We start from the raw sequence: 21,217 nt of genomic DNA, 5'->3' as shown, positions 1-21,217 counted from the left end.
AACAACGGATACCCCGGTGCGTTCCCTCGCCAACGGCTCATGGGAGATGGAAATGGCCACTCGGCAGCAGGAGAGAGCGAACTCGCTCGACAATGTCCGCGACGGGACGCGCGGCGATGCACAAGGGCCCGCAGGGTCCGTCGAGGCGCGGATTGCACGTCTTGACCGGCTTGCAAAGGCGCTCGACAGCCGGTTTCGCATTCCAGGCACCTCTATACGCTTCGGCTGGGACTCTATTCTGGGCCTCGTGCCCGGCCTTGGAGGCGCGGTGACCTTCGTGCCCGCGGTGATGCAGATTGTGGAAGGTCGTCGAGTGGGGGCAAGACGCAGCACGCTGATCCGAATGGCCGTGAACAGTGGCCTGGATTTCTTCATCGGAGGCGTACCGATCGCAGGCGACGTATTTGACGTATTCTTCAAGGCGAACAGGAAAAACCTTGAGTTGCTCAAGGCAGAGCTGCTCCTGTCAACGCAGGATGAACGCGTGGTTTCGGCCGCGAAGAGCCGCGGCAGATAATCCGCAGCTTCAGGAGGCGGCAGGTCGGGCGAGGTCGCAACTGCAAGTTTGCTGAAACGCTTCTGGCGTTCTCAGATGTGGCCGGCATTAACGTTACCGCGGGGCGAAACCAAAGCCGGGTGGTTTGCGTTGCTGTATCTAACGACAAATCAACGGGCTGATGGGCCGGGAACTGGAGACGATCATGACATCTGCTGAGACATCTTTGGACGCGGCTCGCGCTGCGGTTCAGGACGTTCAGGTGTGTGTGACGGCGGCCGAAGCCTTTCCGGAATTCGAGCGGCTCTTCCTAACCGCTGAGACCGAGATCATTGGTGGTTTCCGTGTTTTCGACCTTCGCACCCGGCTGCGCAGCGACGCGGCGCGTGCGATTGGTGAGACATGGTTGGACCTTCTGGTTCACACACTGAACCGGGGCGTGACGGTCACGCTCGTACTCACCGATTTCGACCCGGTCGTGGGCGCAAAATACCACCGGAAATCCTGGCGGACCGCTCGGCAGATGGCGATCGCGAAAGAAATCGCGGTGGCAGGACAGCTTAATTTTCGGGTCGATACCCATGGTGCCCGCGCCGGCGTCGTGCCGCGCATGGCGCTGAGGGGAAAGGTCCGTGAAAAATTCGAAGAGCAAGAGGTGGACAAGCTGACACCTGGTCTCTGGAATTTGTCCGAGAACGACCTGTTCGAACTGGTGCCTGCGACCCATCATCAGAAGCTGGCCGTCTTCGATCGGAAAACGCTGTATATCGGCGGTCTCGATCTCGATGAGCGGCGGTTCGACCGGCTCAAGCACGACCGTTCGGCGGACGACACCTGGCAGGATGTCCAGCTGATCGTCAGCGGCCCAGTGGTTGCAGCGGCCCAGGAACATCTGGAATCCTTTGAAGCCGTGACAGATGCCAGAACTGCGCCGACAGCGCAGGCGCCGGGCTTTGTCAGAACACTATCGCAGCGACGTGGGATCGCTCCGTTCCATGTTTCGCCGAAATCCTGCGTGACGGAAATCGAAGCAGCCCATCTGGAAGCCATCGGCCGGAGCGAGCGCTTCATTTATCTCGAGACGCAATTCCTGCGGCACCAGCCGCTTGCAGATGCACTCGCCCGCCGTGCGGCCGAAGCGCCAGACCTGCATCTGGTGGTCGTTTTGCCTGCAGCCCCCGAGACGGTGGCTTTCGATGGAAATACGGGACGCGATGCGAAAATGGCAGAGCATCTTCAGGCCACGGCCATCGAGAAGCTGCAGGAGGCATTCGGGGACCGCGTGCTGATCTGCTCGCCGGTCCAGCCGCGCGCGTCCGACAAGGATGACCGGACTGCGCTTTGTGGCTCGCCCATAATTTACGTGCACTCGAAGGTCTCCATTTTCGACACGCGCGAGGCGATTGTTTCATCCGCCAACCTGAACGGGCGGAGTATGCGCTGGGACACGGAAGCGGGCGTTCACCTGACAGAAGAAGCGGCGGTGACGAAGCTTCGGTCACGGCTTCTTGGACACTGGACGGGTGATGCTGCCGATGAGCCTAAGGCTGGGCGTGAAGGCTCTTTCCATTCCCGTCTCGGTGAACTGGTCATGGCGAACGGACGGGCCAAACCCGAAGAGCGGAACGGGTTCCTTGTTCCCTATGACCTCGAAGCCGCACGCGAGCTTGCAGCAGCCGAGCCGTTCATGCCTGACGAGCTTGTCTGAACATCGCTGCGTCCGCGCGACGTCCTGATCGGGGCAATCGGAATTTAGCGGTGTCAGCGGGTCGGGCGAACGGAACCACCGACCTTCGGACGCGTTAGTCAGGCAACGCACAAGGGGGAAAGGCCATGCACAACGTCTTCTACGTGATTGGTCTTCTCGCGATCGCGCTTGTTGCGATCAACCTTGCGACCTGAATTCATCCAAGGAGGTTCAAATGCCTGACAAGATGACTGAAAATCAAAAAACTGCGGCTTCCGCAGGAACTTCGGACCCGCTTGATAAGGGCGAGCCCTCCGCAAAAACGCAGCCAGAGGGCCATCTCGACCAAGCCAAGAAAGCCGCCAAGGCCGAGGCCGAAGAGACGCTTGAAAATGCGTGGGGTACCGCAGAGGCGCATGCGGATGCTGCCAAGAGCGGCGCAGCGCGCGGGTTGAGCGACACCGCGGCCGATGTCCGCGAGGCCGGCAGCGCGTTCGATCCCAATTCCTTTGCCGGGATTGCCGCCGACCGTCTGGCCGAAAACCTGTCTCATGCAGCCGATGCCGTTCGTGGCGTTGACCTTGGTTCGGTACAGTCGGATCTTTCCGAGTTTGCACGCCGTAATCCGCTGATGTTCTTCGGCGGGGCTGCCGTTCTTGGTTTCATGGCGGGCCGGATGCTGAAGGCGTCGGAGCGGAATGCGGTTTCGACCCTCCCCGCACCTTCGATCGACAATACGCGCACGACGACGCGTCCAACGACCGGCCACGAGCATGGCGACTGGGGGGCCTCGTAATGACGGAGCGCGCCGCCGACCCGCGTGGCAGCGCGTCGCTTATCGGCGACATCGTCACGCATCTGAGCAATCTTTTGCAGAGCGAGATCGCGCTGGCGAAGAGCGAGATCAGCGAGAATCTTGGTCGTGCCGGTGTCGCGGTTGGGCTGCTTATCGGCGCGATGATCATTGCGCTGACGGCGCTCAACGTTCTGGCGGCTGCGGTCGTGACCGGTTTGACCGCCTTGGGTATTGCGCCCGGTTGGGCTTCGCTCATTGTTGGCGTGGCGCTGTCGCTGATCGCCTACCTGCTGCTACGGAAAGGTCTGAACGACCTGAAGCTGTCCAGCCTCGCACCGAGCAAGACGGTCGAGAATGTCCGACGCGACGTGGCGACCATGAAGGAGAAGCTTCATGACTGAACGCCGGTCCGAGGAAATCGAGCGCGATATCGCGCGGGAAAGAACGGCTCTGGAGCAGTCCATCGAGGCACTGCAGGCGCAGTTTTCGGCGGATGCTCTCGTCGATCAGGCGACTACTTTCCTCAAGACGCAAGGTGCCGGGATCGGCGCCAAGCTGATCGAGACGGCGCGCGAGAATCCGGCTGCCGTCGCTCTGACCGGCGCGGGGATCGCCTGGCTTCTTGCTGGAAGCGGTGCGCGCCAGCCTGATCAGCGCCGTGAGTCTGTCGCGGCCTACGATCGTCGGCAGCGCGAGACGGTCAGCGGATTGCCTGACCGGCAAGCGTCTTCAGAGACGTTCGAAGAACGCATGGCCCGTGCTGAGAAAGACATGAAATCCGAAGGCGCATTCGATCCGGCGATTGCCGGCGGAGACGCCCGCCTTTTGAAGGAGGAAGATAGAATGAGTAATGAGTTTCAAGGAAGCCGAAGCGCTGTAGATGCGCGGAACCCGTCGATGCGCGACCGCGCCTACCGCACCGCATCCGATCTGCGTGCCCGTATCGACGAAGGCACGTCCGGACTTTCGGATGCGGCCCGCGAACGCGTACGTCGCGCGCGTGAAGCCGCGATCTCGGCGCAGGAGGCGGTTGAGCGTCACACAAGCGCGACGGCCCGTGAAATCCGTAAGACAAGCCACGACAACCCGCTTCTGGTAGGTGCCCTGGTCGCCGCAGCCGGTGCAGTTCTGGCCGCCAGCCTGCCGCGGACATCCACCGAGGACCGCGTTTTGGGTAGTCGACGCGACCAGTTGTTCGATGAGGCCAACCGCGTATTCCGCGAGGAGGCGGGCAAGCTCAAAGAGGTTGCCAAAGCTGCGGTGGATGAAGGCAAGGCGACAGCGCGCGACGCTCTGTCCGAGGGCGCGAAACCTGACGCCGGTGACGCCGTGTCCCGCGTGGCTGATGCGGCCAAGGCCGAGGCCCGCCGTCAGGGTGTCGGCCGGGTCGGCTGATACTTCTCGACGATTTTCTGATTTGAAAGCGCTCCCGTCGCAAGGTCGGGGGCGTTTTTGCGTTCCACGGCTTACGGGATGCCGGAACCATTGGCGCGACGGGGCGTTTTCGCTCAATCATGACAGATACGCATCGACATCAGACTGCGCGGCACGCAACGCCGCAAGACCTTGACCGGAAGGACCTAAAACATGCGGTCCTTCGAACCAAAGACCGCATGGGCGAAGACAATATCGGCCTGATCGCGGCCGGTGTCGCCTTTTACGGGCTCTTGGCTCTGTTCCCAGGCATCGCCGCCCTTATCGCGGTTTCGGGCCTTGTGACGGAACCGACCGAAATCCTGCCGCGCCTTCAATCGCTCACCGCGCTTCTGCCGGACGCGGCGCGCGAGATCATTCTGGGACAGGTCCGCGAGGTGACCGGTGGAAGCAGCGGCGGCCTAGGCCTGACGGCGCTCATTGGTCTCGGACTTGCGCTCTATGCTGCAAGCAAGGGAACGCAGAACCTGATGACCGGGCTGAACGTCGCCTTCGACGAGGATGAAACGCGCGGTTTCATCAGGCTCAAGGCGGTATCTTTGGCGCTGACGGTCTTCGTCGTTGTGCTGAGCCTTGTCAGCGTCGCCGCGCTGACCCTTCTGCCGTGGCTGGCCGACAGGCTCGGCGGGCTGCCTGCCGCGGAAACGCTGATTGGTGCTCTTCGCTGGCCGGTTCTTCTCGGCCTTGGGATCGTACTTTTTTCGATCCTGTTCCGTTACGGGCCAGACAGAAAAGGCGCCCGCTGGCGCTGGCTGACGCCGGGGAGCATTTCTGCCTGCCTTCTCTGGGTTGTGGGAACGCTCTGTTTTTCGATCTATGTCGAGAACTTCGGCAGCTACAACGAAACTTTCGGCACGCTCGCTGGTGTGGTTATCCTCTTGATGTGGCTATGGCTCAGCGCGTTCGTTACGCTTCTGGGGGCACTTCTGAACGCCGAGTTGGAAGCGCGCGCCGAGGGCGACACGACCGTCGGAACGCCCCGTCCGAAGGGCGAACGCGGCGCCACCAAGGCGGATCAGGTCGCCGGATAGGACCCGGAGGCAACGGGTGAAGGACGGCGCGGCACCGCGCCAGGGATCAAAGAGGGCGTAGAATGCGCATCGGACAAGTTCTTCGCCTGATGGCCCTGCTCATGTTCGCGGCAGGCTTTTGCACATCCCTCAGCGCACAGGACGCCGCCGGTCCGGAAGGCGCCATCGAGGTCGGTGAAACGGCGATTTCGGACACTCAGATCGCTGACCGCATCAATGCGGTTCTGGCCGAGATCGAGGGGTTCGACAGTATCACGGTGGCCGTCAGCGCAGGGGTCGTACGGCTTCAGGGCGAAGTTCTGGATCAGGTCGCCGAAGCCGAACTTGTTCGGATAGTCGAGCGTGTGGAAGGCGTCGTTGCCATCGACAACGAGCTCACCCAGACGACTGACCTGAACGAACGTCTCGCGCCGGCAGTCGAGAGGCTTGTCGACCGGGTCGACAGGCTTTTCGCCAACGCTCCGATCTTCGGTGTCGCCTTGGCGGCACTTGCCGCAATTTCTGTACTGGGCTGGCTTCTGACTACGCGCCTGACCTTCTGGCAGCGGCTGGCGCCGAACCGCTTCATTGCCGATATCTACCGTGCCGTCGCACGTATTGCCTTCGTCCTTTTGGGCGTCATTGTCGCGCTGGATATCCTGAACGCGACTGCACTCATCGGGGCCGTACTCGGCGCGGCTGGTGTCGTGGGGCTGGCAGTCGGCTTTGCGGTACGGGATACGGTGGAGAACTTCATCGCGTCCATTCTTCTCAGCCTGAGGCAGCCGTTCCGGCCCAATGACGTCGTGGAAATCGACGGTGAGACGGGGAGCGTTGCACGGCTGACATCGCGCGCCACCATCCTCATTTCGCCCGACGGCAACCATATCCGCATTCCCAATTCCACGGTCTTCAAGGGCAAGATCGTGAACTTCACGCGCGATCCGCAACGCCGCTTCGTTTTCAAGCTGGGCGTTGACGCAGATGCCGATCTGACTGCTGCGCTGGCCGTGTCGGTCGAGGCGCTGGAGGGTCTGGATTTCATCCTTTCCGAACCGCCGATTGGTGCGTGGGTCGACGAAGTGGGCGATTCCAATGTCGTTCTGTCCTTTGCCGCGTGGGTCGACCAGACCCAGACGAACTTCCTGAAAGCACGCGGCGAAGCGATCCGAGTGACGAAGACCGCGCTCGAATCCTCGGGCTTCGGTCTGCCCGAGCCGATTTACCGGCTCAAGTTCGACGGGCGACCTGCCACGCTTCTGGAATCCGACAGTGCCGCGCCGGCAAAACCCGACGCGCCACAGCCGCAACCGGTCAGCAAACCGCTGCCCGAAGCCGCCGCGCCTCAGCAGACCGACCGCACAGCCGAAGAGGCCGTGGACCGAGAGCAGGAACGGCAGAAAAGCGATGCCGGACGGAACCTTCTGACCGAGAACAGCGCGCAGGAATGACGCCTCTGGGGAACCAGGAGCCCGGATCGGCGTTTTTTGCACATGTTAAGCAGGCTATTCGCCATTCTCGCGCTGATCTTCGCCATCAGCGCGCCCGCCGCCGCCCAGACGGACGACTGCCTTCGTGAGAGGTGGTTTTGTACCGACGAACTGAATGCGGCGCTTGGGCCCGTCCCGGAGGAGCTGGACCGCACCACGCCACACGCGACGCTTGAGACCTTTGTCCGGCTGTCAGCCGCACGCGACTGGCGGAGCGCGGCGCATCTTCTCGACCTGTCCGGTCTCGACGTAGAGAACCAGGCAATCCTCGGCCCTCTTCTGGCCGAACAGCTTTCGACGGTGCTCGACCGAAAGACGGTCATCGACTGGAACACGATTACCGTCAGACCCGACGGTTTGAACGAGCGGGAAAACGCTGATGCGCCGATGGCCGGCGAGCCGCGCAAATCCTTGCGTCTCTGGATGCTCGACCTGTCGACGCATTCCGCGTCGATCCGGCTGAGCCGGGTCAAGAGCGGTGACGGCGAGCCGGTCTGGATTTTTTCCACACAAACCGTCGACGACATTCCGGCGCTTGCCGAGCGCTACGGTCCCAGCAGGTTCGAGCTGATGCTGCCGGAGAGCCTTCGTGAGAAGGTGGGTTTCGGTCTGATGGGGTGGGAGCTGATCGGGCTTCCGCTTGTTCTTATCCTCGCGGCGCTGATCGGGCGTCTCGCGTGGAAGGCTCTGGATGCGGCCAGCGGCCGGTTCGGCGCGCAAATGACGGGCGAGATCCTGCGGGCGATCCGCGGCCCCGTGACTGTTGGCCTCGCCACCGGATTCGCGTTTTTCGTCGGTGCCGACGCCTTCGTGTTTTCCGGCCTTATAAACACAGTCTTCACGCCGCTCGCCTGGCTTGGCGTCGTGGGGTCGGCGCTTTGGCTTTTCGTGAATGCGGTTGAGGTGGTTCTCGACCGGGTGACGCGTTTCGAGGACACCGATATCACGCAAGGCGAAGCCATTCACGCGCGGACGGTCGCAACCCGCATAGCCGCGGCCCGCCGCGCGTTTCTGATTGCGGTCGTGCTGATCGGCGGCGGCATGTTCCTGTCGCAGACCACGCTTTTCGAAAACCTCGGACTCACGCTTCTTGGCACGGCCGGTGCGCTGACGCTGGTTCTGGGTTTTGCCGCGCGGCGGGTGCTGGGCAACATCATGGCCTCGCTTCAGATCGCGCTGAACGGATCCGCCAAGATCGGCGACCGCATCGTCTACAAGGACTATCTTTGCCACGTCGAGCGGATCAACTTTACCTATGTCCAGCTCCGTGACTGGGACGGCACCCGGCTGATCGTGCCAGTCGAGGAATTCGTCTCTACGGATTTCGAGAACTGGACGATGAAAGAACCCGCGATGCTGCGGATCATCAAGCTCAAGTTTGCGCATCAGGCCGACGTCGAGCAGTTGCGGAAAATCTTCGATGAAATCATTCCGGAACTCGACCAGGACCTGCTGGGTGACCTCGATGCGGTGAAGGTCCGCGTCGCCGAACAGGATGTCTTCGGCAAGGACGTCTGGTTTGCTCTGCCCTGCAGCGACCCGAATTCGTCCTGGGATATGGCCTGCCTTGCGCGCGAGAAAATCATTGCTGCCGCCGAGCGTATCGGGCGGGAAAACAATGTCGCCATGTTCCCCGAGGCGAATCCTGCCGAGGCAGCATAAAAAAGAGGAACTTCTTTTGTATCAGCACGTTATGTCTGCAATGAAAGGAGAGTTTCTGAGATGAAAACCGGAAGTATCATTGCGATTATCGCCGCTGTTGCCCTCGTGGCTTTTGGCATTTTCTTTTTTGACGTCGAACAGACCGAGGAAGCCAGCCTTCCCGAAGTCGACGTGACCGTCGAGGGCGGCAACGCCCCGGAATTCGACGTCGAGGCAGGTGACATCGAGACCGGCACCGAAGAGGTCACCGTGACCGTGCCGACCATCGACGTTGAGAGCCCCGAAGAAGAGCGCACCGCGAGCAACTGACGTTGATCAGTCTCTCCGAGAGCGAACTTTGAACAACAACGCCCCTCGCGCGAAAAGTCGCGCGCGGGGCTTTTTCGTTTCGAAAGGCTTTCCATGATCGGCAGAGCGCGATGACCGGCACAATCCATCGAACCGTCCTGCGGCTCGAGGCGCTGGTGGCCCGGCGCTTTTCCCTGAAGCGGACGCCGCGCGTCATCGAGCCGTTCATCGGATACGCATCAGAAGACGTCCTCTTTGTGCAGGGCCGCGTTCACAGCAAGCTTCGCGACAGCGAAACCCGTTTCGGTCAGAGCCGGATTGCGAACCTGAGGCAGATGCTGGGGATGTTCCTGACATCCGAGGTTCCGGGTGCCGAGGTGCATTGCGCCGGGCAGACAGTACGTGCCGACGAAGAAGGGTATTTCCGCGTCGATATTCCGCGAGACGGCGCCCAGGGCTGGCTACTATTCGACGCCAGTTTGCCAGGCATCGAAGGCCAATTCGCGTGCCCCGTCTTTGCCCCGCCGCCCGGCGACCCGCCCATGGTGATCTCGGATATCGACGACACGATCATGAAGACCGGTGCTTATTCGCTTCTCAAGAACCTTTGGACGTCGCTGACGGGCAATCCGCTGACCCGACAGGTGTTTCCCGACGGTGCCGTTCTTCTCGACCGCTTGAACCGGGAGCAGGAGTGTCCCGTTTTCTACGTCAGTTCTTCGCCATGGAACCTGTTCCGTTTCCTTGAAGCGGTGTTCGACAGGAACGCGGTTGTGCCGGGTCCGATGTTCCTTCGGGATCTCGGGCTGGACGAGGCGAAATTCGTCACCGACGGTCATGGCGATCACAAGGGGCGCGCGATCGACACCATCCTCGGCGCCAACCCGTCCCGTGACGCGATCCTGATCGGGGATACCGGTCAGGAGGATGCGAAGGTCTATCTCGATGCGTCCGAACGACACGGCGACCGTATCCGTGCCGTCATTCTCAGAACGCCCGGTGCGTCCATCGAGCGCGACAGCCTGCGCAATATCGAAGCGCTGCGCCAGCGTGGCGTCCTGACCCTTTGCGGCCGCAGCTTTGCCGGTTTCCATGAAACGTTGACGGCGTATCTGTCCGCCGACGATCCCCCACCAGACCAAGGAGCATGAATTCCATGAGACGCGTCGTCACTGCCCTTGCCGCCCTAACTCTGCTGGCCGCCCCTGTGGCCGCCGAGCAGGTCGGCAAGATCGATATCGACTGGCTTGGCAACGACATCATTGTCGAGGCCTTCGAAGACCCGAAGGTTGCCGGCGTGACCTGTCATGTTGCCTATTTTGAACGCGGGCTGATCGACCGGCTGCAGAAGGGAAACTGGTTCGAGGACCCATCGAACTCGTCCGTGGCCTGCCGTCAGACCGGCCCGATCACTCTGGGTGATATCGACAGATCCCAGAACGGCGAGGCCGTCTTCGCGGAGCGCCGGTCCATCATCTGGAAGTCCATTCGCATCACGCGCGTCTTCGACGAAGAGAACCGGACGCTAGTCTACGTGTCACACGCGCGCGATGTTCAGAACGGCTCGGCCAAGATGTCGGTGTCCACTGTCCCGCTGTTTACACCCACGGGCGATGATGGCTGAGCCACTCCTATCGGTCGCCACCGTCTGCTTCGGCACGCATGAGGATCTCGTGGACGTCGTCGGTCCGAAATGGCTGGGAAAGGACCAGAATGCCGGCATTGCGCTGGATGGTGTCTTTCGAAAGCCCGTTCAGGATGATGATGCTCGTCCCGCCGTCCTGCATCGCGCGCAGTCGCGCATCTCCCAGAACCCGGGCCACGGGAATATCCAGAAATGCCACGTCGTACCGGGCGTCCGGCATGTCGATGGGATCCATGACCGCATCGACAGCCATGAAACCCTTGCCCAGAAGGATGTCTTTGAGGTCGTCCGCGACCAGCGTTTTGGCCGTGACGATGAGGGCCCGCCTTCCGGGCTTTTGGGTTGTGTCTTTCATTCTATGCTACTCGTCTCACTCAGGTTAGCCTTGAGCATTCTTATCCAGAGGCAGCGAGTCGCTTTCATTAAACCAAGACATAGCGGGTACCAGTTTCCATGGTCGTAGACTGCAAGACATGCCCCCTTCGGAAAGCCGAAATCTTCGACGAGATGACGGAGGAAGAAATCCAGTTCATGGGCACGTTCAAGGTGGGCGAGACCAAGCTGGATAAAGGCGCTCAGATCCTGATGGAGGGTGCGCGAAGCCCGCAGCTTTTCACCGTCCTCCGTGGAATGGGCCTGCGTTACAAGGTTCTACCCAACGGTCGCCGGCACGTGGTCAACTTCATACTCCCCGGTGATTTTCTCGGGCTTCAATCGGGGGTTATGGGCGAAATGAAGCACTCGGCAGAGGCGACAACGACCATGACACTCTGCGTGTTCAACCGATCGGACCTGTGGACGATGTACCGTCAGCAACCGCAACGCGCTTATGATCTGACATGGCTTGCGTCTGTCGAGGAACACTTCCTCGGAGAGGCTTTGGCGAGTGTTGGTCAGATGGATGCGATACAGCGCATTTGTTGGGGGCTTGTGCGATTTTTCGACCGTTGCGACGGCCTCGGGCTTGTGTCGGACGAGGCCTGCGCCTTTCCGTATCGTCAGCAGGATCTTGCCGATGCAGTCGGGCTGTCACTCGTCCACACGAACAAGACGCTACAGAAACTGCGCGACCGGCAGGTTCTGTCGTGGCAGGACGGAACGCTGCGATTCCTTGAGATGGACGTCGCGCGCCAACTGGCGATGATGGAAGAGGATTCTGCAGAAACGCGTCCTTTGATCTGACGCACCGGCTGCGCGCGGCTCTTGCCGGATCAGGCCTTTTCGACCTCCGTAAATGACTTCAGAACCTCGTCGCCATCATCCTGTTCGATCAGGTAGGCCGGCTCGTCGTCCGTGGCCTTTCTTGTCACCTCGTTGCCTTTGAGCGTGCGCGTTACCTCGGATGTGAAGACCTCCACGACCCTCCCCGTCGCCTCACCCGACCCCCATGACCAAGACACGCGGTCTCCTTTCGAAATACTCATACCTTCACCCCCAAAGTCACAAAGTCAGATGTCCTGTCGTACAACGTGCCGCCAGTCACACGGTTCCCCTCGGCGCCGTCACGCGAGCGTGGCACGGAACAGTTGTGCCGCGCTGTCGTTGAGATCATGCCTGACAAGGGCTCCGTACAGAGCTTGCCGCCGCAATGCGTGTCCCGATTGGGCTTTCGGATCGGTGACGTCCTGTGCTCTCATGCGGCGTCGATATCGAGGAAAACGAAGACGATGGTATATGCCGCGAGGCCATCACCAGTGACGCAAGCGGGGTATGTTCCATGGGCCGTCTGAGACGCCTCATTCTGTTTTTCCGGCGCTACTACCGCAATATGGGCCTGCGCGTCGTTCTTTACGCGCTGTCGTCGCTTCTGGCTGCGTTCCTCGGTCCGCTCGGTGCGGCGTGGATTAATGACCTTCTGGACATCGAGATGACCTTCTCGTCGGTCCTGCCGGTTCTGACGATCCTTGCCTCGTCGATGCTGGCAGTCTCGACCTTCTCGTTAAACATCATGGTGGCGGCCCATCGCGCGGCCGCGAATGCGACCACGCCGCGCGTGCACCGCATTCTTCTGGAAGACACAACGACGCAATCCGTGCTGGCCGCCTTCATCGGTGCCTTCGTTTATTCCCTGAGTTCGATCATCCTTTACCGGGCCGGCTTCTACCGGGAAGAGGCCGCGCTTCTGGTGATGGGTCTGACGATCCTCGTTGTCCTCGGCGTCGTTTTCTCGCTCTTGCGATGGATCAGCCATCTGACAACGCTCGGCAGCGTCGATGAAAGCCTGCGCGTCGCGCAGGCGCGGGCCGAGGAAACGCTGACCGAAATAGCCCGCCACCCAAGGCACGGTGCACGCCCGCTGTCCGATCTTACGGACTGGCCTGACGATGCGGTGAAGATTCCGGCCCCATCGTCGGGCTTCGTTCAGTTGGTCGATATCGGGCAGCTTCACGAATGCATCGGCGCATCGGAACGGCTGCGGATCGACGTGCGCGCCGGAATGCACGTCCTCGAAGGCGCTCCGGTTGCCGAGGTCACCGGATCCCCAAGCGACGATCTTGTGTCGAGCCTCAGCGATGCCTTCACCATCGGCGATACACGCAGTCAGGATCAGGATGCCGAGTTCGGGCTGACCGTGCTGGCCGAAAGCGCGTCGCGCGCTCTGTCGCCCGGCATCAACGACCCTGGAACGGCCATCCAGGCGCTGTGCTTGCTCAAATCGCTCCTCTGGCACTATGCCCGCACCGAACCGGATGAGGATGCCGAACTTTCGGATCGCGTCTTCGCGGGTTTCGCGGATCCTGAGCATCTTGTGGATGCTGCATTTCGGTCGATTGCGCGTGACGGCGCCGGTACGATCGAGGTGGCCAAGCACCTGAGGCGCGCCTTGGCCGAGCTGGCGAAATGCGGAGATCCGTCGCTCGAGGCCGCTGTGCGCGACATGGCGGATCTTGCCATGGCGTACAGCAAGAGCGCGGGCCTCCTCGATCAGGAGCTGGAGGAATTGAGGGAGATAAATGTCTGAGCTCGACGCGCCATCAAAACGGGCGTTGACCGGAGTGTGCTAGATGTACAGCGCCACTGCCCCGGCAATAAGCGGCGGCACGAGGCTGGCAAGAACGACCAAGCCATCGCGAGTGAAAAGACCCAGCATCTGAACGGCAATGACGCTGCCGATAATGCTCGATGAGAACGGCACAAGTTCAAGAAACGGCATGGCGAGGCCGCCGATGCAGGCAAGAACGGCAATCAATCTGCCGGCAATGTCACTGGTCAGCGCGCTGAGCCGACGCGCCGTGTAACGATCCGCGAAGCGCGCGGGTTTCCTCAACGCTTTCAGCGCGTTCTCCAGCTTGTCCGCGTTGACAGAGCGGCGTCGTAGCCATCCGGGAAGCCAGAGACCACTCCTGCCTGCGGCCATCTGGATGGCGAGCAGCGCAATCGAGATACCCATCAGCGCGGACAGACCCGGTACTCCCGAAAGCGGCGAGGCGACCAGTGCCGCAGGGACGAGAACAAGGGCTGCGTAACCTTCGCGGCCCGCGCGATCGGCGATGTCGCCCAAGGTCACACGCTCATTGGACTTGTCGGGACTCAAGGCGTCCAAAAGGTTGCTCGCTGCCTGTGTTGTCATCGTCTTGAAACCGTTCCTTTCAGGACAGGCAAGAGCGTGAAATGCCATCGGTCCGTCCTGCTCAATGAACCCATCAGCCGAGCAAGGGTTCCGGCGCACAGTGTCTGTCCGGTTGTTAAAAAAACACCTGCGGCTGACGGAACCCGACACGCCTCGTGGCGTTTAACTTACATGCGCCAGAGCGCCCCCGTCGGGGACGGCGGACATTGCGAAAGACAGATGTCGAAGCGTTCTTTGTTAGTGGTTTGGGTGGGTGAAAAAAGGCCCGGAGCTGATGCTCCGGGCCTCGTTTCTTTCTGACGCATAGTGGTGCTCAACGGTGGTCCGGCGTGTCTGCAGCCAGCGTCGACTTCGGCGCGTCGTCATCTTCAAGACGGTCCTGCGTGCGCTTTTTGGAATACAGGGCAAATGCCATCACCGCCCCGAGCGTCACGATCGCAAGCAAAATGAGCAAAAAACTTCCATCCATGTTCAATCTCCATCGGTATCGAGTATCTCGGCCAGGAACCTCCGGAGAGGGGAACTTGCCCCGTTCGTCCCGTCTCTACGGGAATCTCCGGAAAGACAGGCGCGATCCCGAAATCGCGTCGTTCATCTCGCCTGTCGGACTGGCCTGCTTCGTTTCAGGCAGCCTTGCTGCCACTTCTATTGATCAACGTAGCGGCAGGCGGCTGGTTCCGTTTCGGGTCGATGAAACCAATGGTAGTCCGGCTCATGCAGCGACGGCGTTCTGGCCCGCGTCCAGAACAGAGCGGCTTACCGTCACCCAGTCCCGCTCCCCGCCACCGGCCCGATAGCGGGCCCATGCGCGGCAGAGGGCAGAGAGACATGCCGGGTTCTTCGCCACGGCCTCGACCATGCACCAATAGTGCCACTCCCGGCTAATGCTCCCGCCGGGCTCATCGATACGGCTTTCGGGCAAGCGATAGTGCCACGCCGGGCGCGGCGCGATATTCTCGTCATATCCGACTGCGTCTCGGACTTTGTCCGGAAGCGCGTGGGCCAGAAGCGGCAATAGGTCGAGCCCGTGGTGTTGCGATCGAGTGTGCCGAAGATAGAGATCTGCGAGAACAGCGAGGCCACCGCCCAAGTCCATCGTCAGCGCATCCGTCAGTTCTTCGGGATACGGATCGACGAAGGGCAGGGCTTGGCTCGGGCCATCCAGCCCCATATCGGCGCGCAAGAGAGGCTCTAGCAGCGCATAGGCCCGTGCTACGGCAGCGATATGGGGAGCGTTGAGCGACGCGGCGTCCACGTTCAGATGAACCCCGAGGCAATGCATGAGCGATCCGCGTGATCCTGCCGCCCCCGCATCCCGCAGCGCTTCGAGCGCCGCGTCAAACGCGGGCAGATGCTTCGGATCGAAAGGCTCGGTGACAAGTTCCACCGGAACCACGCTTTGCGCGAGGTCAAGCACACCGGTGCCGCCCAGAGTGGCAAGCGTCCCCCGCCACGCGGTATCAAGAGAAAGATCGCAGGTTCCGAAGAGGGGCGTCTCGCAACGCCAGCCATCGTCTGTTTGGAAAGCCCGTCCGCCGGTCGCACGCGCGAGGATGGCGGCAGCATCGGAAGCGGAAAGGCCCGCAAATTCGATTTCGATGCCGATGAGGCGACGTTTGCCGTCGGCATCGATAGGGCAGGGAAGTGCGGCGGGAAGACCGCCATCAAAACCGTTTGTCATGCCCGCTAAAGCACCGGGCAGACAAATGGTTCCACGACGTCACTCGACAAGCAGAATATCGCCGGCGAGAGAGGGTGCGTCGTTGAGAAAGACCTGAAGCTCGGCCTCTCCCCTCCGCAGGCCGCTCGGCGCGTCCTGAAGCATGTTGCCGGGCAGCGTTTCGCGCGCGTCCAGAATGGCGGGATGCACGTAGCTGGACCGCGCAATGGCTGGCGTGTTGTGCAATCGCTCTGCCGCTGCTTCGGTCAGACTGGCGATGGTGGGGGCGTCGTCACTTCGGGTGGCAGCAAGAAAGGCGGCGTGGCTTCCGTTCCATGTCCGAAAGGTCTTGGCGGAGAACCCGTCGCCGGCAATCTCGGCTACCCGCGCATTGAGGTCGGAGGCGCGAACAGCTCTCGTGCGACCGTTGTCATTCCAGATCAGAAGCTGTCGTCCGGGTGCCTTCGCCATCGCGTCGAGAACCTCGCGGAGAAGTCTGCCGGTGACCGGCTTCTCGACGCTGCGCCCGCCCTTGGCGGGCCAGCTCAGTTGCACCGATCTGTCCTCGCACGTCAGGTGCCGGGCCGTCAGCGTCGTTGCGGCGTAGCTTCCGTTCTCTCGGCTGTATTCCGGGTTGCCCACACGCATGGAAAGGCGGTCGATGAGCGCAAGCGCGGCGGCGACGGCGGTGTCCCGCGCGCCGATCTCGCCTTTCAGGTTCCGACCGATCCAGCGCCGGAGCGCGGGCAGAGCCGCGCCGAACTCTGCAAGGCGGTCGAACTTCTTGGCATCGCGCAGACGGGTCCAGTCGGGATGGTACATGTACTGCTTGCGCGCGCGGTCGTCGCGTCCGGAAGCGCGCAGGTGACCGTTGATCTTGGGGCTGATCCAAACGCTCTCATATGCCGGCGGGACAGCGAGCTTTTCCAGGCGTTGCCGCGTCTCCTGGCAACCGACCCGCGTGCCGTCGGGGGCACGATAGCTGAAGCCTCGTCCGCGCCGGATACGCGTGAAGCCGGGACGGTCATCGGGATAGAAGACAAGCTCGCTCATGAGCGGAGAACGCCGTCACGCCCCGCGCGTTCCCTCGGAACCGTGTCTGCGCCGCTTTGTTGGGTCATCGAACAGCAAAGACAAAGACCGAAAGGACACCGAATGACGCACCGACTGACCCTGCTCGAAACGGTTCCGCTGACGCCGGATGTGAAAACCTATATTTTCGACAAGCCGGACGGCTATTCGTTCACGCCCGGCCAAGCGACCGAAATGGCGCTCGACCGGGACGGATGGCGCGACGAGAAGAGACCGTTCACGTTCACCTCCGATCCCGACGCCGGTATCCTGTCTTTCACGATCAAATCTTATCCCGACCATGATGGCGTCACCGAAAAGCTGCCAGGTCTGGTCCCTGGTGACTCGGTTCTGATCGACGATGCCTGGGGCGCAATCGAGGACAAGGGTCCGGGCGTGTTCATCGCGGGCGGTGCGGGAATCACGCCCTTCCTCGGCATTCTTCGCCACCGCGAACGCCATGGCTCGCTGAAGGGATGCCATCTGATCTTTGCCAACCGCGCACCGGAGGACATCATCCTTCGTCCGCTTTGGGAGACGCTGCCCGATCTGAAGACCACATTCGTGGTGGCAGAAGGCGCGCGGGACGGTCTTCGCAAGGGTCAGGTTGACGGGTCGCTCCTCGACGATGTCGTGGATGATTTCTCGGGCCGTTTTTACCTCTGCGGCCCGCCGCCGATGGAAGACGCCGTGGCCGAACTGCTGTCGGAAAGAGGTGTCTCCGAAGGTAATTTGATCCGCGAAGAGTAAATTTCCTGAGATAAATCGCGATGTATGCGCCCAAGTCCGCCGCACTCCGTTGTGCGGCGGTCGTTTTCTCTAGGTCTTGAGGGTTCCGGGCGAAAAACGCTCTGTGCAAACTCTTGAATGCGCCCGCCAATGAGATAGTTTCTGCGCGTGTAAGCGAGGAAAAGTGTGGTGGATGTTTCTGTATCTTGGGCGTCTGCCAATGCAGCTGAGAACGTGCTGCGCCTTGCTGGCAAGGCACTCGAAACTGCACCCTTCGCTGCCCTGATTTTCGAACCCAACCAGAATCTCACACTTCTTTGGCGAAACCCGGCGCATGTCGAGATGACGGCAACGCCCGATCTGGATATCGCCGGTCGCGGCATGTTCGAGGCCTTTCCGCCCACCGACGAGGAAGGCGGCGACGCCGCGATGGACGCGATCCGCTCGACCGTGCGCGCCATTCTGGAGACGGGCGCGCCAGTCAGTATCGGTCCATACCGCTATGATCTTGTGAATGAGGCGGGAGACTACGAAGAGCGCTACTGGAAGATCCAGATGTCGCCCATCGTGGAAGAAGGCGAGACGGTGGCCATCCTCCAAATCGCCCGCGATGTCACAGACCGCGTTCTCTCGGAAGAGCTCTCCTCGGCGGAAAAACGATCCGCCGTCGCCACGACCGCCGTCAGTTATTTCACGTTCGACCCCAGCAGCGGCCGCTTCGATCGAAGCGAGGCTGTGGACGAGATGTTCGGATTCGCTCCGGGCGAGGCGGGTGATCTTGCTGGGCCGTTTTTCGAGCGGGTCGACCCCGAGGACTTGCCAGCGGTCTATGCCGAGGTCGACCGGGTATTTGCCGCACCGCGCGGTGAAATCGCTGCCTTCGACTACCGCGTCAATCGCCCCGATGGAACCGAGCGGTTTCTGCGTATCCGCGGGGAAGTGGTCATCGATCCACATGACCGCCGCCGGAAACTGGTCGGCACCTTCGCGGACTTCACGGATATCGAGCGTCAACGCCGTCAGCTCGACCGCGAAAACCAGATGAAGACGGCTCTGGTCGAAGAGGCGAACCACCGGATCAAGAACAGCCTGATGCTGTCCCTGGCCATGATAAATGTCGAGCGTCGCAGCCTTGTGAAGCAGGGCGATGATGCAAGTCTTGAAGACCTCGTTGGCGTCCTGAATGGGATCGCGGAGCGGATCGAGGCAGTCTCTGCCGTCCACGGTCTGATGCAGATGACCGCATCCGATCTGCAGGTGTCACTGAACCAACTTATACGTCAGCTTGTCGATCACACCCTTCGAAGCGTGGCCATTGGCACGGACAGGCTGATTCCAGATCTGGGCGACAGGGAGGTTTTCGTCGGCAGCCAGCCAGCGGTGTCCCTTGGCCTGATCATCAACGAAATGCTGACGAACGCACTGAAATATGGCTTCCACCCGGACAGCTCGGAACCCATCCACGTGCGGCTGAGGATTGTGGAAGACTTACTGACGCTCGAGGTGTCGAATACCGTTCTCGATCCCGGCAGCATCAGACGGATTCCTTCGACAGGGATCGGGTCGCGCTTGGTTGCGCAGATGGCCGAGAACCTTGGCGCGACGATCAGCACCGACGAGGGCGAGACATATCTTTCGAAGCTCGAGATCGACCTCGCAAGCATCGAATAGCCTGGGTCGCTTATTCGCACGGATGTCCGAAACCGGCGCGAATCCAGTCCACGACCTTTCCCGCGGTTCGATGCCCTAAATCCTCGCGTGACCATGACAGGTAAAGCTGCTGTCGGGGCGGTTCGGGATCGGACCAGATCTCGCTAAGCCTTCCACGGGCAATGTCTGCTTCGACCATGTAGGCCGGCGCGATGGCGACCCCGTGCCCGTTGATCGCCGCATCGAGCGCCAGCGCGGACCGGTCCACGTTCAGAGGCTTCGCCTGTTTCTTGGCTCCGCTCTCTTCTACCAGCCTGTCCCAGTGACGATTGGCGTCCTGCAGAAACGGCAGGGCAAGAAGCGCTGCGGTGTCCAGCGTGCCCGCCGGTCGGGCCAAGCTCGGCGCGCATACGGCGACAAGGCGAATTTCGGTGAGCACGCAAGACAGATGCGCAGGATTTCCGTCAGGCGCGCTTCCCGGCCATATCGCTAATTCGTTCGGACCCAGGCTTCGCCTCAGTCGTGTTTCGTGGATTTCGGTGGTCAGTGCCACGTCGGGGAATTCGGCGCGAAAGCGGTCCATCCGCGGCATCAGCCATTTTGTCGCCGTTGAAGAGCCGAGGTGGATCGTGATCGTCCCATCCTTGTCACCGATGCCGGACAGCGCGGTCTCGATGAGGGAAAGCGCCTCGACCATCGCGGCACGGCAGCGTTCGCCGTCCTCGGTCAGGGCCACGCCCCGTGCGCCGCGTTCCAGAAGCACAGTGCCGAGATCGACCTCGAGCTGTTTGATCCGCTGCGAAACGGCGCCTCGCGACAGGTTCAGCCTATCAGCCGCCCGCTGCAGGTTTCCGTGCTCGGCCACCACGGTGAAGACCCGCAGGGCATTCAGGTTCACATGTCGCACAGAGTCCTCAAGCCGTTAGATTTTCTGAACGCTCGGAGAATTGTCCTGCTTTGTCAAACGCGACGTGGTTGCCGATAAGGGGAAGGGCTCTTTTTGACAGCCAAAGCTCGGGAACCGACGATGACCCTTTCAATTCGTGACGCTACGCCGGACGATATTCCGCGCCTTGCCGACCTTCTGCTCCTGGACGCGGGCGAGCGTGCGGCCGTCGACCCGATCTTGTGGGGCGTTGCCGATAACACACGGCATCGGGTGGAAGAGGAGCTGGCCTATGCACTCACCGCCGAAGACCAGCCGGTCCGCCAGTTCTGGCAGGTGGCCGAGGACGGCGATGATCTTCTTGGCGTGGTCCACGCGATGCTTTTACCGGTGCCGCCGATCTACAAGGGCCGCTTCGGGATGCCGGGCCTGATCTTGGCGGATTCCTACGCCGCGCCCGAGGCTCCGGACGGTACGGTCACGGCGCTTGTCGCAGCGGGTGAACGCGCGCTGAGGGAGGCGGGCGCTCAGGTGTTGCTGTCCACCTTCGTGACGGGAGAGGTCTGGCGAAGCGCGTTCGAGGAAGCGGGCTTCGCGCCCCTGACCCTGTACCTGTCCCGGAACGATCTTGGCGATAGCGGCGCACAGGCGGGTGTCCGCCCAGCGACCGAGGCCGATATCCCCGGCATCGTCGCCCGAAGCGCCGAGAATCGCCATACCCTTTTCGAGATCGAGCCGTTCTGGGAAATCCACGCCGAGGCTGACGCGCGGTTCGCCGCCTGGATGACCCGCAGCCTGACGCTGGCCGACCGGGACATGATGGTGATGGGCACCGCAGACGCGCTCGATGGCTATGCGATTGCGCAACCCGCATCCCGTATCCATTTCCCGCCTGCGCATGACGTGGTCGGCACCGGTGTGATCGACGACTACTACCATGTCGATTACGCGGACATCGAACACCTCGCCGGCGAAGGGCAGGGGGCAATGACGCTTCTCCGTGCCGCCGAGGGCGCGCTGGCCGCACGCGGGGTCGGCGCGGCGTTCGTCGTCTGCCCGGCGGGCTGGCATTCGAAAGTCGATCTGCTCCGTCGCGCGGGCTACGAGACCGCAATGGTCTGGTCGATCAAGCGGTGAGACCG

Annotated in this window: 23 protein-coding genes; 16 read left to right on the top strand and 7 right to left on the bottom strand. The window is 61.6% G+C overall.

Annotated features, from left to right (window positions below):
• Positions 1 to 16: 16 nt before the first annotated feature.
• From GQ651_RS09715 to GQ651_RS09665, 11 genes are all read left to right on the top strand, one after another.
• Complete coding sequence (locus GQ651_RS09715; RefSeq protein WP_319637391.1) at positions 17 to 517, top strand: DUF4112 domain-containing protein; 501 nt, start codon at positions 17 to 19, stop codon at positions 515 to 517.
• A gap of 160 nt (positions 518 to 677) precedes the next feature.
• Positions 678 to 2,204: a phospholipase D family protein gene (locus GQ651_RS09710; RefSeq protein ID WP_227258129.1), complete on the top strand. Its 1,527-nt coding sequence runs from the start codon at positions 678 to 680 to the stop codon at positions 2,202 to 2,204.
• Positions 2,205 to 2,430: 226 nt separating this feature from the next.
• The gene (locus GQ651_RS09705) at positions 2,431 to 2,979 is read left to right on the top strand and encodes a hypothetical protein (RefSeq protein ID WP_160764068.1); all 549 of its coding nucleotides are present in this window, start codon (positions 2,431 to 2,433) and stop codon (positions 2,977 to 2,979) included.
• Entirely contained in the window at positions 2,979 to 3,380 is a 402-nt protein-coding gene (locus GQ651_RS09700) for a phage holin family protein (RefSeq protein WP_160764067.1), read from the top strand. Before GQ651_RS09705 ends, GQ651_RS09700 begins: the two co-directional genes overlap by 1 nt.
• A complete protein-coding gene (locus tag GQ651_RS09695; RefSeq protein WP_160764066.1) occupies positions 3,373 to 4,374 on the top strand; it encodes a DUF3618 domain-containing protein in 1,002 nt (333 codons plus the stop codon). Before GQ651_RS09700 ends, GQ651_RS09695 begins: the two co-directional genes overlap by 8 nt.
• 218 nt (positions 4,375 to 4,592) lie before the next feature.
• Positions 4,593 to 5,444 carry a YihY/virulence factor BrkB family protein gene (locus tag GQ651_RS09690; protein ID WP_264464694.1) on the top strand — a complete coding sequence of 284 codons (852 nt, stop codon included), beginning with the start codon at positions 4,593 to 4,595 and terminating at the stop codon, positions 5,442 to 5,444.
• A gap of 62 nt (positions 5,445 to 5,506) precedes the next feature.
• Positions 5,507 to 6,874, top strand: coding sequence for a mechanosensitive ion channel domain-containing protein (locus GQ651_RS09685; protein WP_160764064.1), 1,368 nt, complete (start codon positions 5,507 to 5,509; stop codon positions 6,872 to 6,874).
• Between the two features lie 42 nt (positions 6,875 to 6,916).
• Positions 6,917 to 8,575: a mechanosensitive ion channel family protein gene (locus GQ651_RS09680; RefSeq protein WP_160764063.1), complete on the top strand. Its 1,659-nt coding sequence runs from the start codon at positions 6,917 to 6,919 to the stop codon at positions 8,573 to 8,575.
• Between the two features lie 60 nt (positions 8,576 to 8,635).
• Positions 8,636 to 8,884 carry a hypothetical protein gene (locus GQ651_RS09675; RefSeq protein ID WP_160764062.1) on the top strand — a complete coding sequence of 83 codons (249 nt, stop codon included), beginning with the start codon at positions 8,636 to 8,638 and terminating at the stop codon, positions 8,882 to 8,884.
• Between the two features lie 110 nt (positions 8,885 to 8,994).
• Entirely contained in the window at positions 8,995 to 10,014 is a 1,020-nt protein-coding gene (locus GQ651_RS09670) for a phosphatase domain-containing protein (RefSeq protein WP_160764061.1), read from the top strand.
• Between the two features lie 5 nt (positions 10,015 to 10,019).
• Positions 10,020 to 10,487: a CreA family protein gene (locus tag GQ651_RS09665; protein ID WP_160764060.1), complete on the top strand. Its 468-nt coding sequence runs from the start codon at positions 10,020 to 10,022 to the stop codon at positions 10,485 to 10,487.
• 7 nt (positions 10,488 to 10,494) lie between these two features.
• Here GQ651_RS09665 and GQ651_RS09660 read toward each other — a convergent pair whose 3' ends face one another.
• Positions 10,495 to 10,863 carry an ANTAR domain-containing protein gene (locus GQ651_RS09660; RefSeq protein ID WP_160764059.1) on the bottom strand — a complete coding sequence of 123 codons (369 nt, stop codon included), beginning with the start codon at positions 10,861 to 10,863 and terminating at the stop codon, positions 10,495 to 10,497.
• Between the two features lie 98 nt (positions 10,864 to 10,961).
• Here GQ651_RS09660 and GQ651_RS09655 point away from each other — a divergent pair, with 98 nt between their 5' ends.
• Positions 10,962 to 11,690: a Crp/Fnr family transcriptional regulator gene (locus GQ651_RS09655; protein ID WP_160764058.1), complete on the top strand. Its 729-nt coding sequence runs from the start codon at positions 10,962 to 10,964 to the stop codon at positions 11,688 to 11,690.
• 29 nt (positions 11,691 to 11,719) lie between these two features.
• Here GQ651_RS09655 and GQ651_RS09650 read toward each other — a convergent pair whose 3' ends face one another.
• Entirely contained in the window at positions 11,720 to 11,932 is a 213-nt protein-coding gene (locus GQ651_RS09650) for a hypervirulence associated TUDOR domain-containing protein (protein WP_160764057.1), read from the bottom strand.
• 293 nt (positions 11,933 to 12,225) lie between these two features.
• On the opposite strand from GQ651_RS09650, the gene GQ651_RS09645 reads away from it, so the two are divergent.
• A complete protein-coding gene (locus GQ651_RS09645) occupies positions 12,226 to 13,470 on the top strand; it encodes a DUF2254 domain-containing protein (protein ID WP_160764056.1) in 1,245 nt (414 codons plus the stop codon).
• A gap of 39 nt (positions 13,471 to 13,509) precedes the next feature.
• Here GQ651_RS09645 and GQ651_RS09640 read toward each other — a convergent pair whose 3' ends face one another.
• From GQ651_RS09640 to GQ651_RS09630, 4 genes are all read right to left on the bottom strand, one after another.
• Positions 13,510 to 14,127 carry an exopolysaccharide biosynthesis protein gene (locus GQ651_RS09640; protein ID WP_160764055.1) on the bottom strand — a complete coding sequence of 206 codons (618 nt, stop codon included), beginning with the start codon at positions 14,125 to 14,127 and terminating at the stop codon, positions 13,510 to 13,512.
• 265 nt (positions 14,128 to 14,392) lie between these two features.
• Complete coding sequence (locus GQ651_RS18720) at positions 14,393 to 14,548, bottom strand: hypothetical protein (protein ID WP_227258128.1); 156 nt, start codon at positions 14,546 to 14,548, stop codon at positions 14,393 to 14,395.
• Between the two features lie 243 nt (positions 14,549 to 14,791).
• Positions 14,792 to 15,760: an amidoligase family protein gene (locus GQ651_RS09635; RefSeq protein WP_160764054.1), complete on the bottom strand. Its 969-nt coding sequence runs from the start codon at positions 15,758 to 15,760 to the stop codon at positions 14,792 to 14,794.
• Between the two features lie 39 nt (positions 15,761 to 15,799).
• Entirely contained in the window at positions 15,800 to 16,792 is a 993-nt protein-coding gene (locus GQ651_RS09630) for a DNA topoisomerase IB (RefSeq protein ID WP_160764053.1), read from the bottom strand.
• A gap of 102 nt (positions 16,793 to 16,894) precedes the next feature.
• On the opposite strand from GQ651_RS09630, the gene GQ651_RS09625 reads away from it, so the two are divergent.
• Positions 16,895 to 17,560, top strand: coding sequence for a ferredoxin reductase domain-containing protein (locus GQ651_RS09625; protein WP_160764052.1), 666 nt, complete (start codon positions 16,895 to 16,897; stop codon positions 17,558 to 17,560).
• Positions 17,561 to 17,773: 213 nt separating this feature from the next.
• Positions 17,774 to 19,210, top strand: coding sequence for a sensor histidine kinase (locus tag GQ651_RS09620; RefSeq protein ID WP_160764051.1), 1,437 nt, complete (start codon positions 17,774 to 17,776; stop codon positions 19,208 to 19,210).
• 10 nt (positions 19,211 to 19,220) lie between these two features.
• On the opposite strand, the gene GQ651_RS09615 is transcribed toward GQ651_RS09620, so the two are convergent.
• Complete coding sequence (locus GQ651_RS09615; RefSeq protein ID WP_160764050.1) at positions 19,221 to 20,087, bottom strand: LysR family transcriptional regulator; 867 nt, start codon at positions 20,085 to 20,087, stop codon at positions 19,221 to 19,223.
• A 129-nt stretch (positions 20,088 to 20,216) separates the two neighbouring features.
• Between GQ651_RS09615 and GQ651_RS09610 the strand changes: the two genes are divergently transcribed.
• Positions 20,217 to 21,212, top strand: a complete 996-nt coding sequence (locus GQ651_RS09610; protein ID WP_160764049.1) for a GNAT family N-acetyltransferase — start codon at positions 20,217 to 20,219, stop codon at positions 21,210 to 21,212.
• Positions 21,213 to 21,217 lie beyond the last annotated feature (5 nt).

Origin of the sequence: Kangsaoukella pontilimi (assembly GCF_009830125.1) — a bacterium.
In the GTDB taxonomy this organism is placed as follows: Bacteria; Pseudomonadota; Alphaproteobacteria; order Rhodobacterales; family Rhodobacteraceae; genus Kangsaoukella; species Kangsaoukella pontilimi.
This window is presented reverse-complemented; position numbering and strand designations above follow the sequence as displayed.

Excerpts from the sequence above, each read along its gene's own strand:
- GQ651_RS09685 (WP_160764064.1), top strand. The coding sequence starts at position 5,507 with ATGCGCATCGGACAAGTTCTTCGCCTGATGGCCCTGCTCATGTTCGCG.
- GQ651_RS09610 (WP_160764049.1), top strand. The coding sequence starts at position 20,217 with ATGACCCTTTCAATTCGTGACGCTACGCCGGACGATATTCCGCGCCTT.
- GQ651_RS09680 (WP_160764063.1), top strand. The coding sequence starts at position 6,917 with ATGTTAAGCAGGCTATTCGCCATTCTCGCGCTGATCTTCGCCATCAGC.
- GQ651_RS09670 (WP_160764061.1), top strand. The coding sequence starts at position 8,995 with ATGACCGGCACAATCCATCGAACCGTCCTGCGGCTCGAGGCGCTGGTG.
- GQ651_RS18720 (WP_227258128.1), bottom strand. The coding sequence starts at position 14,548 with ATGGATGGAAGTTTTTTGCTCATTTTGCTTGCGATCGTGACGCTCGGG.
- GQ651_RS09665 (WP_160764060.1), top strand. The coding sequence starts at position 10,020 with ATGAGACGCGTCGTCACTGCCCTTGCCGCCCTAACTCTGCTGGCCGCC.
- GQ651_RS09700 (WP_160764067.1), top strand. The coding sequence starts at position 2,979 with ATGACGGAGCGCGCCGCCGACCCGCGTGGCAGCGCGTCGCTTATCGGC.
- GQ651_RS09705 (WP_160764068.1), top strand. The coding sequence starts at position 2,431 with ATGACTGAAAATCAAAAAACTGCGGCTTCCGCAGGAACTTCGGACCCG.
- GQ651_RS09650 (WP_160764057.1), bottom strand. The coding sequence starts at position 11,932 with ATGAGTATTTCGAAAGGAGACCGCGTGTCTTGGTCATGGGGGTCGGGT.
- GQ651_RS09645 (WP_160764056.1), top strand. The coding sequence starts at position 12,226 with ATGGGCCGTCTGAGACGCCTCATTCTGTTTTTCCGGCGCTACTACCGC.
- GQ651_RS09690 (WP_264464694.1), top strand. The coding sequence starts at position 4,593 with ATGGGCGAAGACAATATCGGCCTGATCGCGGCCGGTGTCGCCTTTTAC.
- GQ651_RS09625 (WP_160764052.1), top strand. The coding sequence starts at position 16,895 with ATGACGCACCGACTGACCCTGCTCGAAACGGTTCCGCTGACGCCGGAT.
- GQ651_RS09635 (WP_160764054.1), bottom strand. The coding sequence starts at position 15,760 with ATGACAAACGGTTTTGATGGCGGTCTTCCCGCCGCACTTCCCTGCCCT.
- GQ651_RS09710 (WP_227258129.1), top strand. The coding sequence starts at position 678 with ATGGGCCGGGAACTGGAGACGATCATGACATCTGCTGAGACATCTTTG.
- GQ651_RS09655 (WP_160764058.1), top strand. The coding sequence starts at position 10,962 with ATGGTCGTAGACTGCAAGACATGCCCCCTTCGGAAAGCCGAAATCTTC.
- GQ651_RS09660 (WP_160764059.1), bottom strand. The coding sequence starts at position 10,863 with ATGAAAGACACAACCCAAAAGCCCGGAAGGCGGGCCCTCATCGTCACG.
- GQ651_RS09640 (WP_160764055.1), bottom strand. The coding sequence starts at position 14,127 with ATGGCATTTCACGCTCTTGCCTGTCCTGAAAGGAACGGTTTCAAGACG.
- GQ651_RS09675 (WP_160764062.1), top strand. The coding sequence starts at position 8,636 with ATGAAAACCGGAAGTATCATTGCGATTATCGCCGCTGTTGCCCTCGTG.
- GQ651_RS09695 (WP_160764066.1), top strand. The coding sequence starts at position 3,373 with ATGACTGAACGCCGGTCCGAGGAAATCGAGCGCGATATCGCGCGGGAA.
- GQ651_RS09630 (WP_160764053.1), bottom strand. The coding sequence starts at position 16,792 with ATGAGCGAGCTTGTCTTCTATCCCGATGACCGTCCCGGCTTCACGCGT.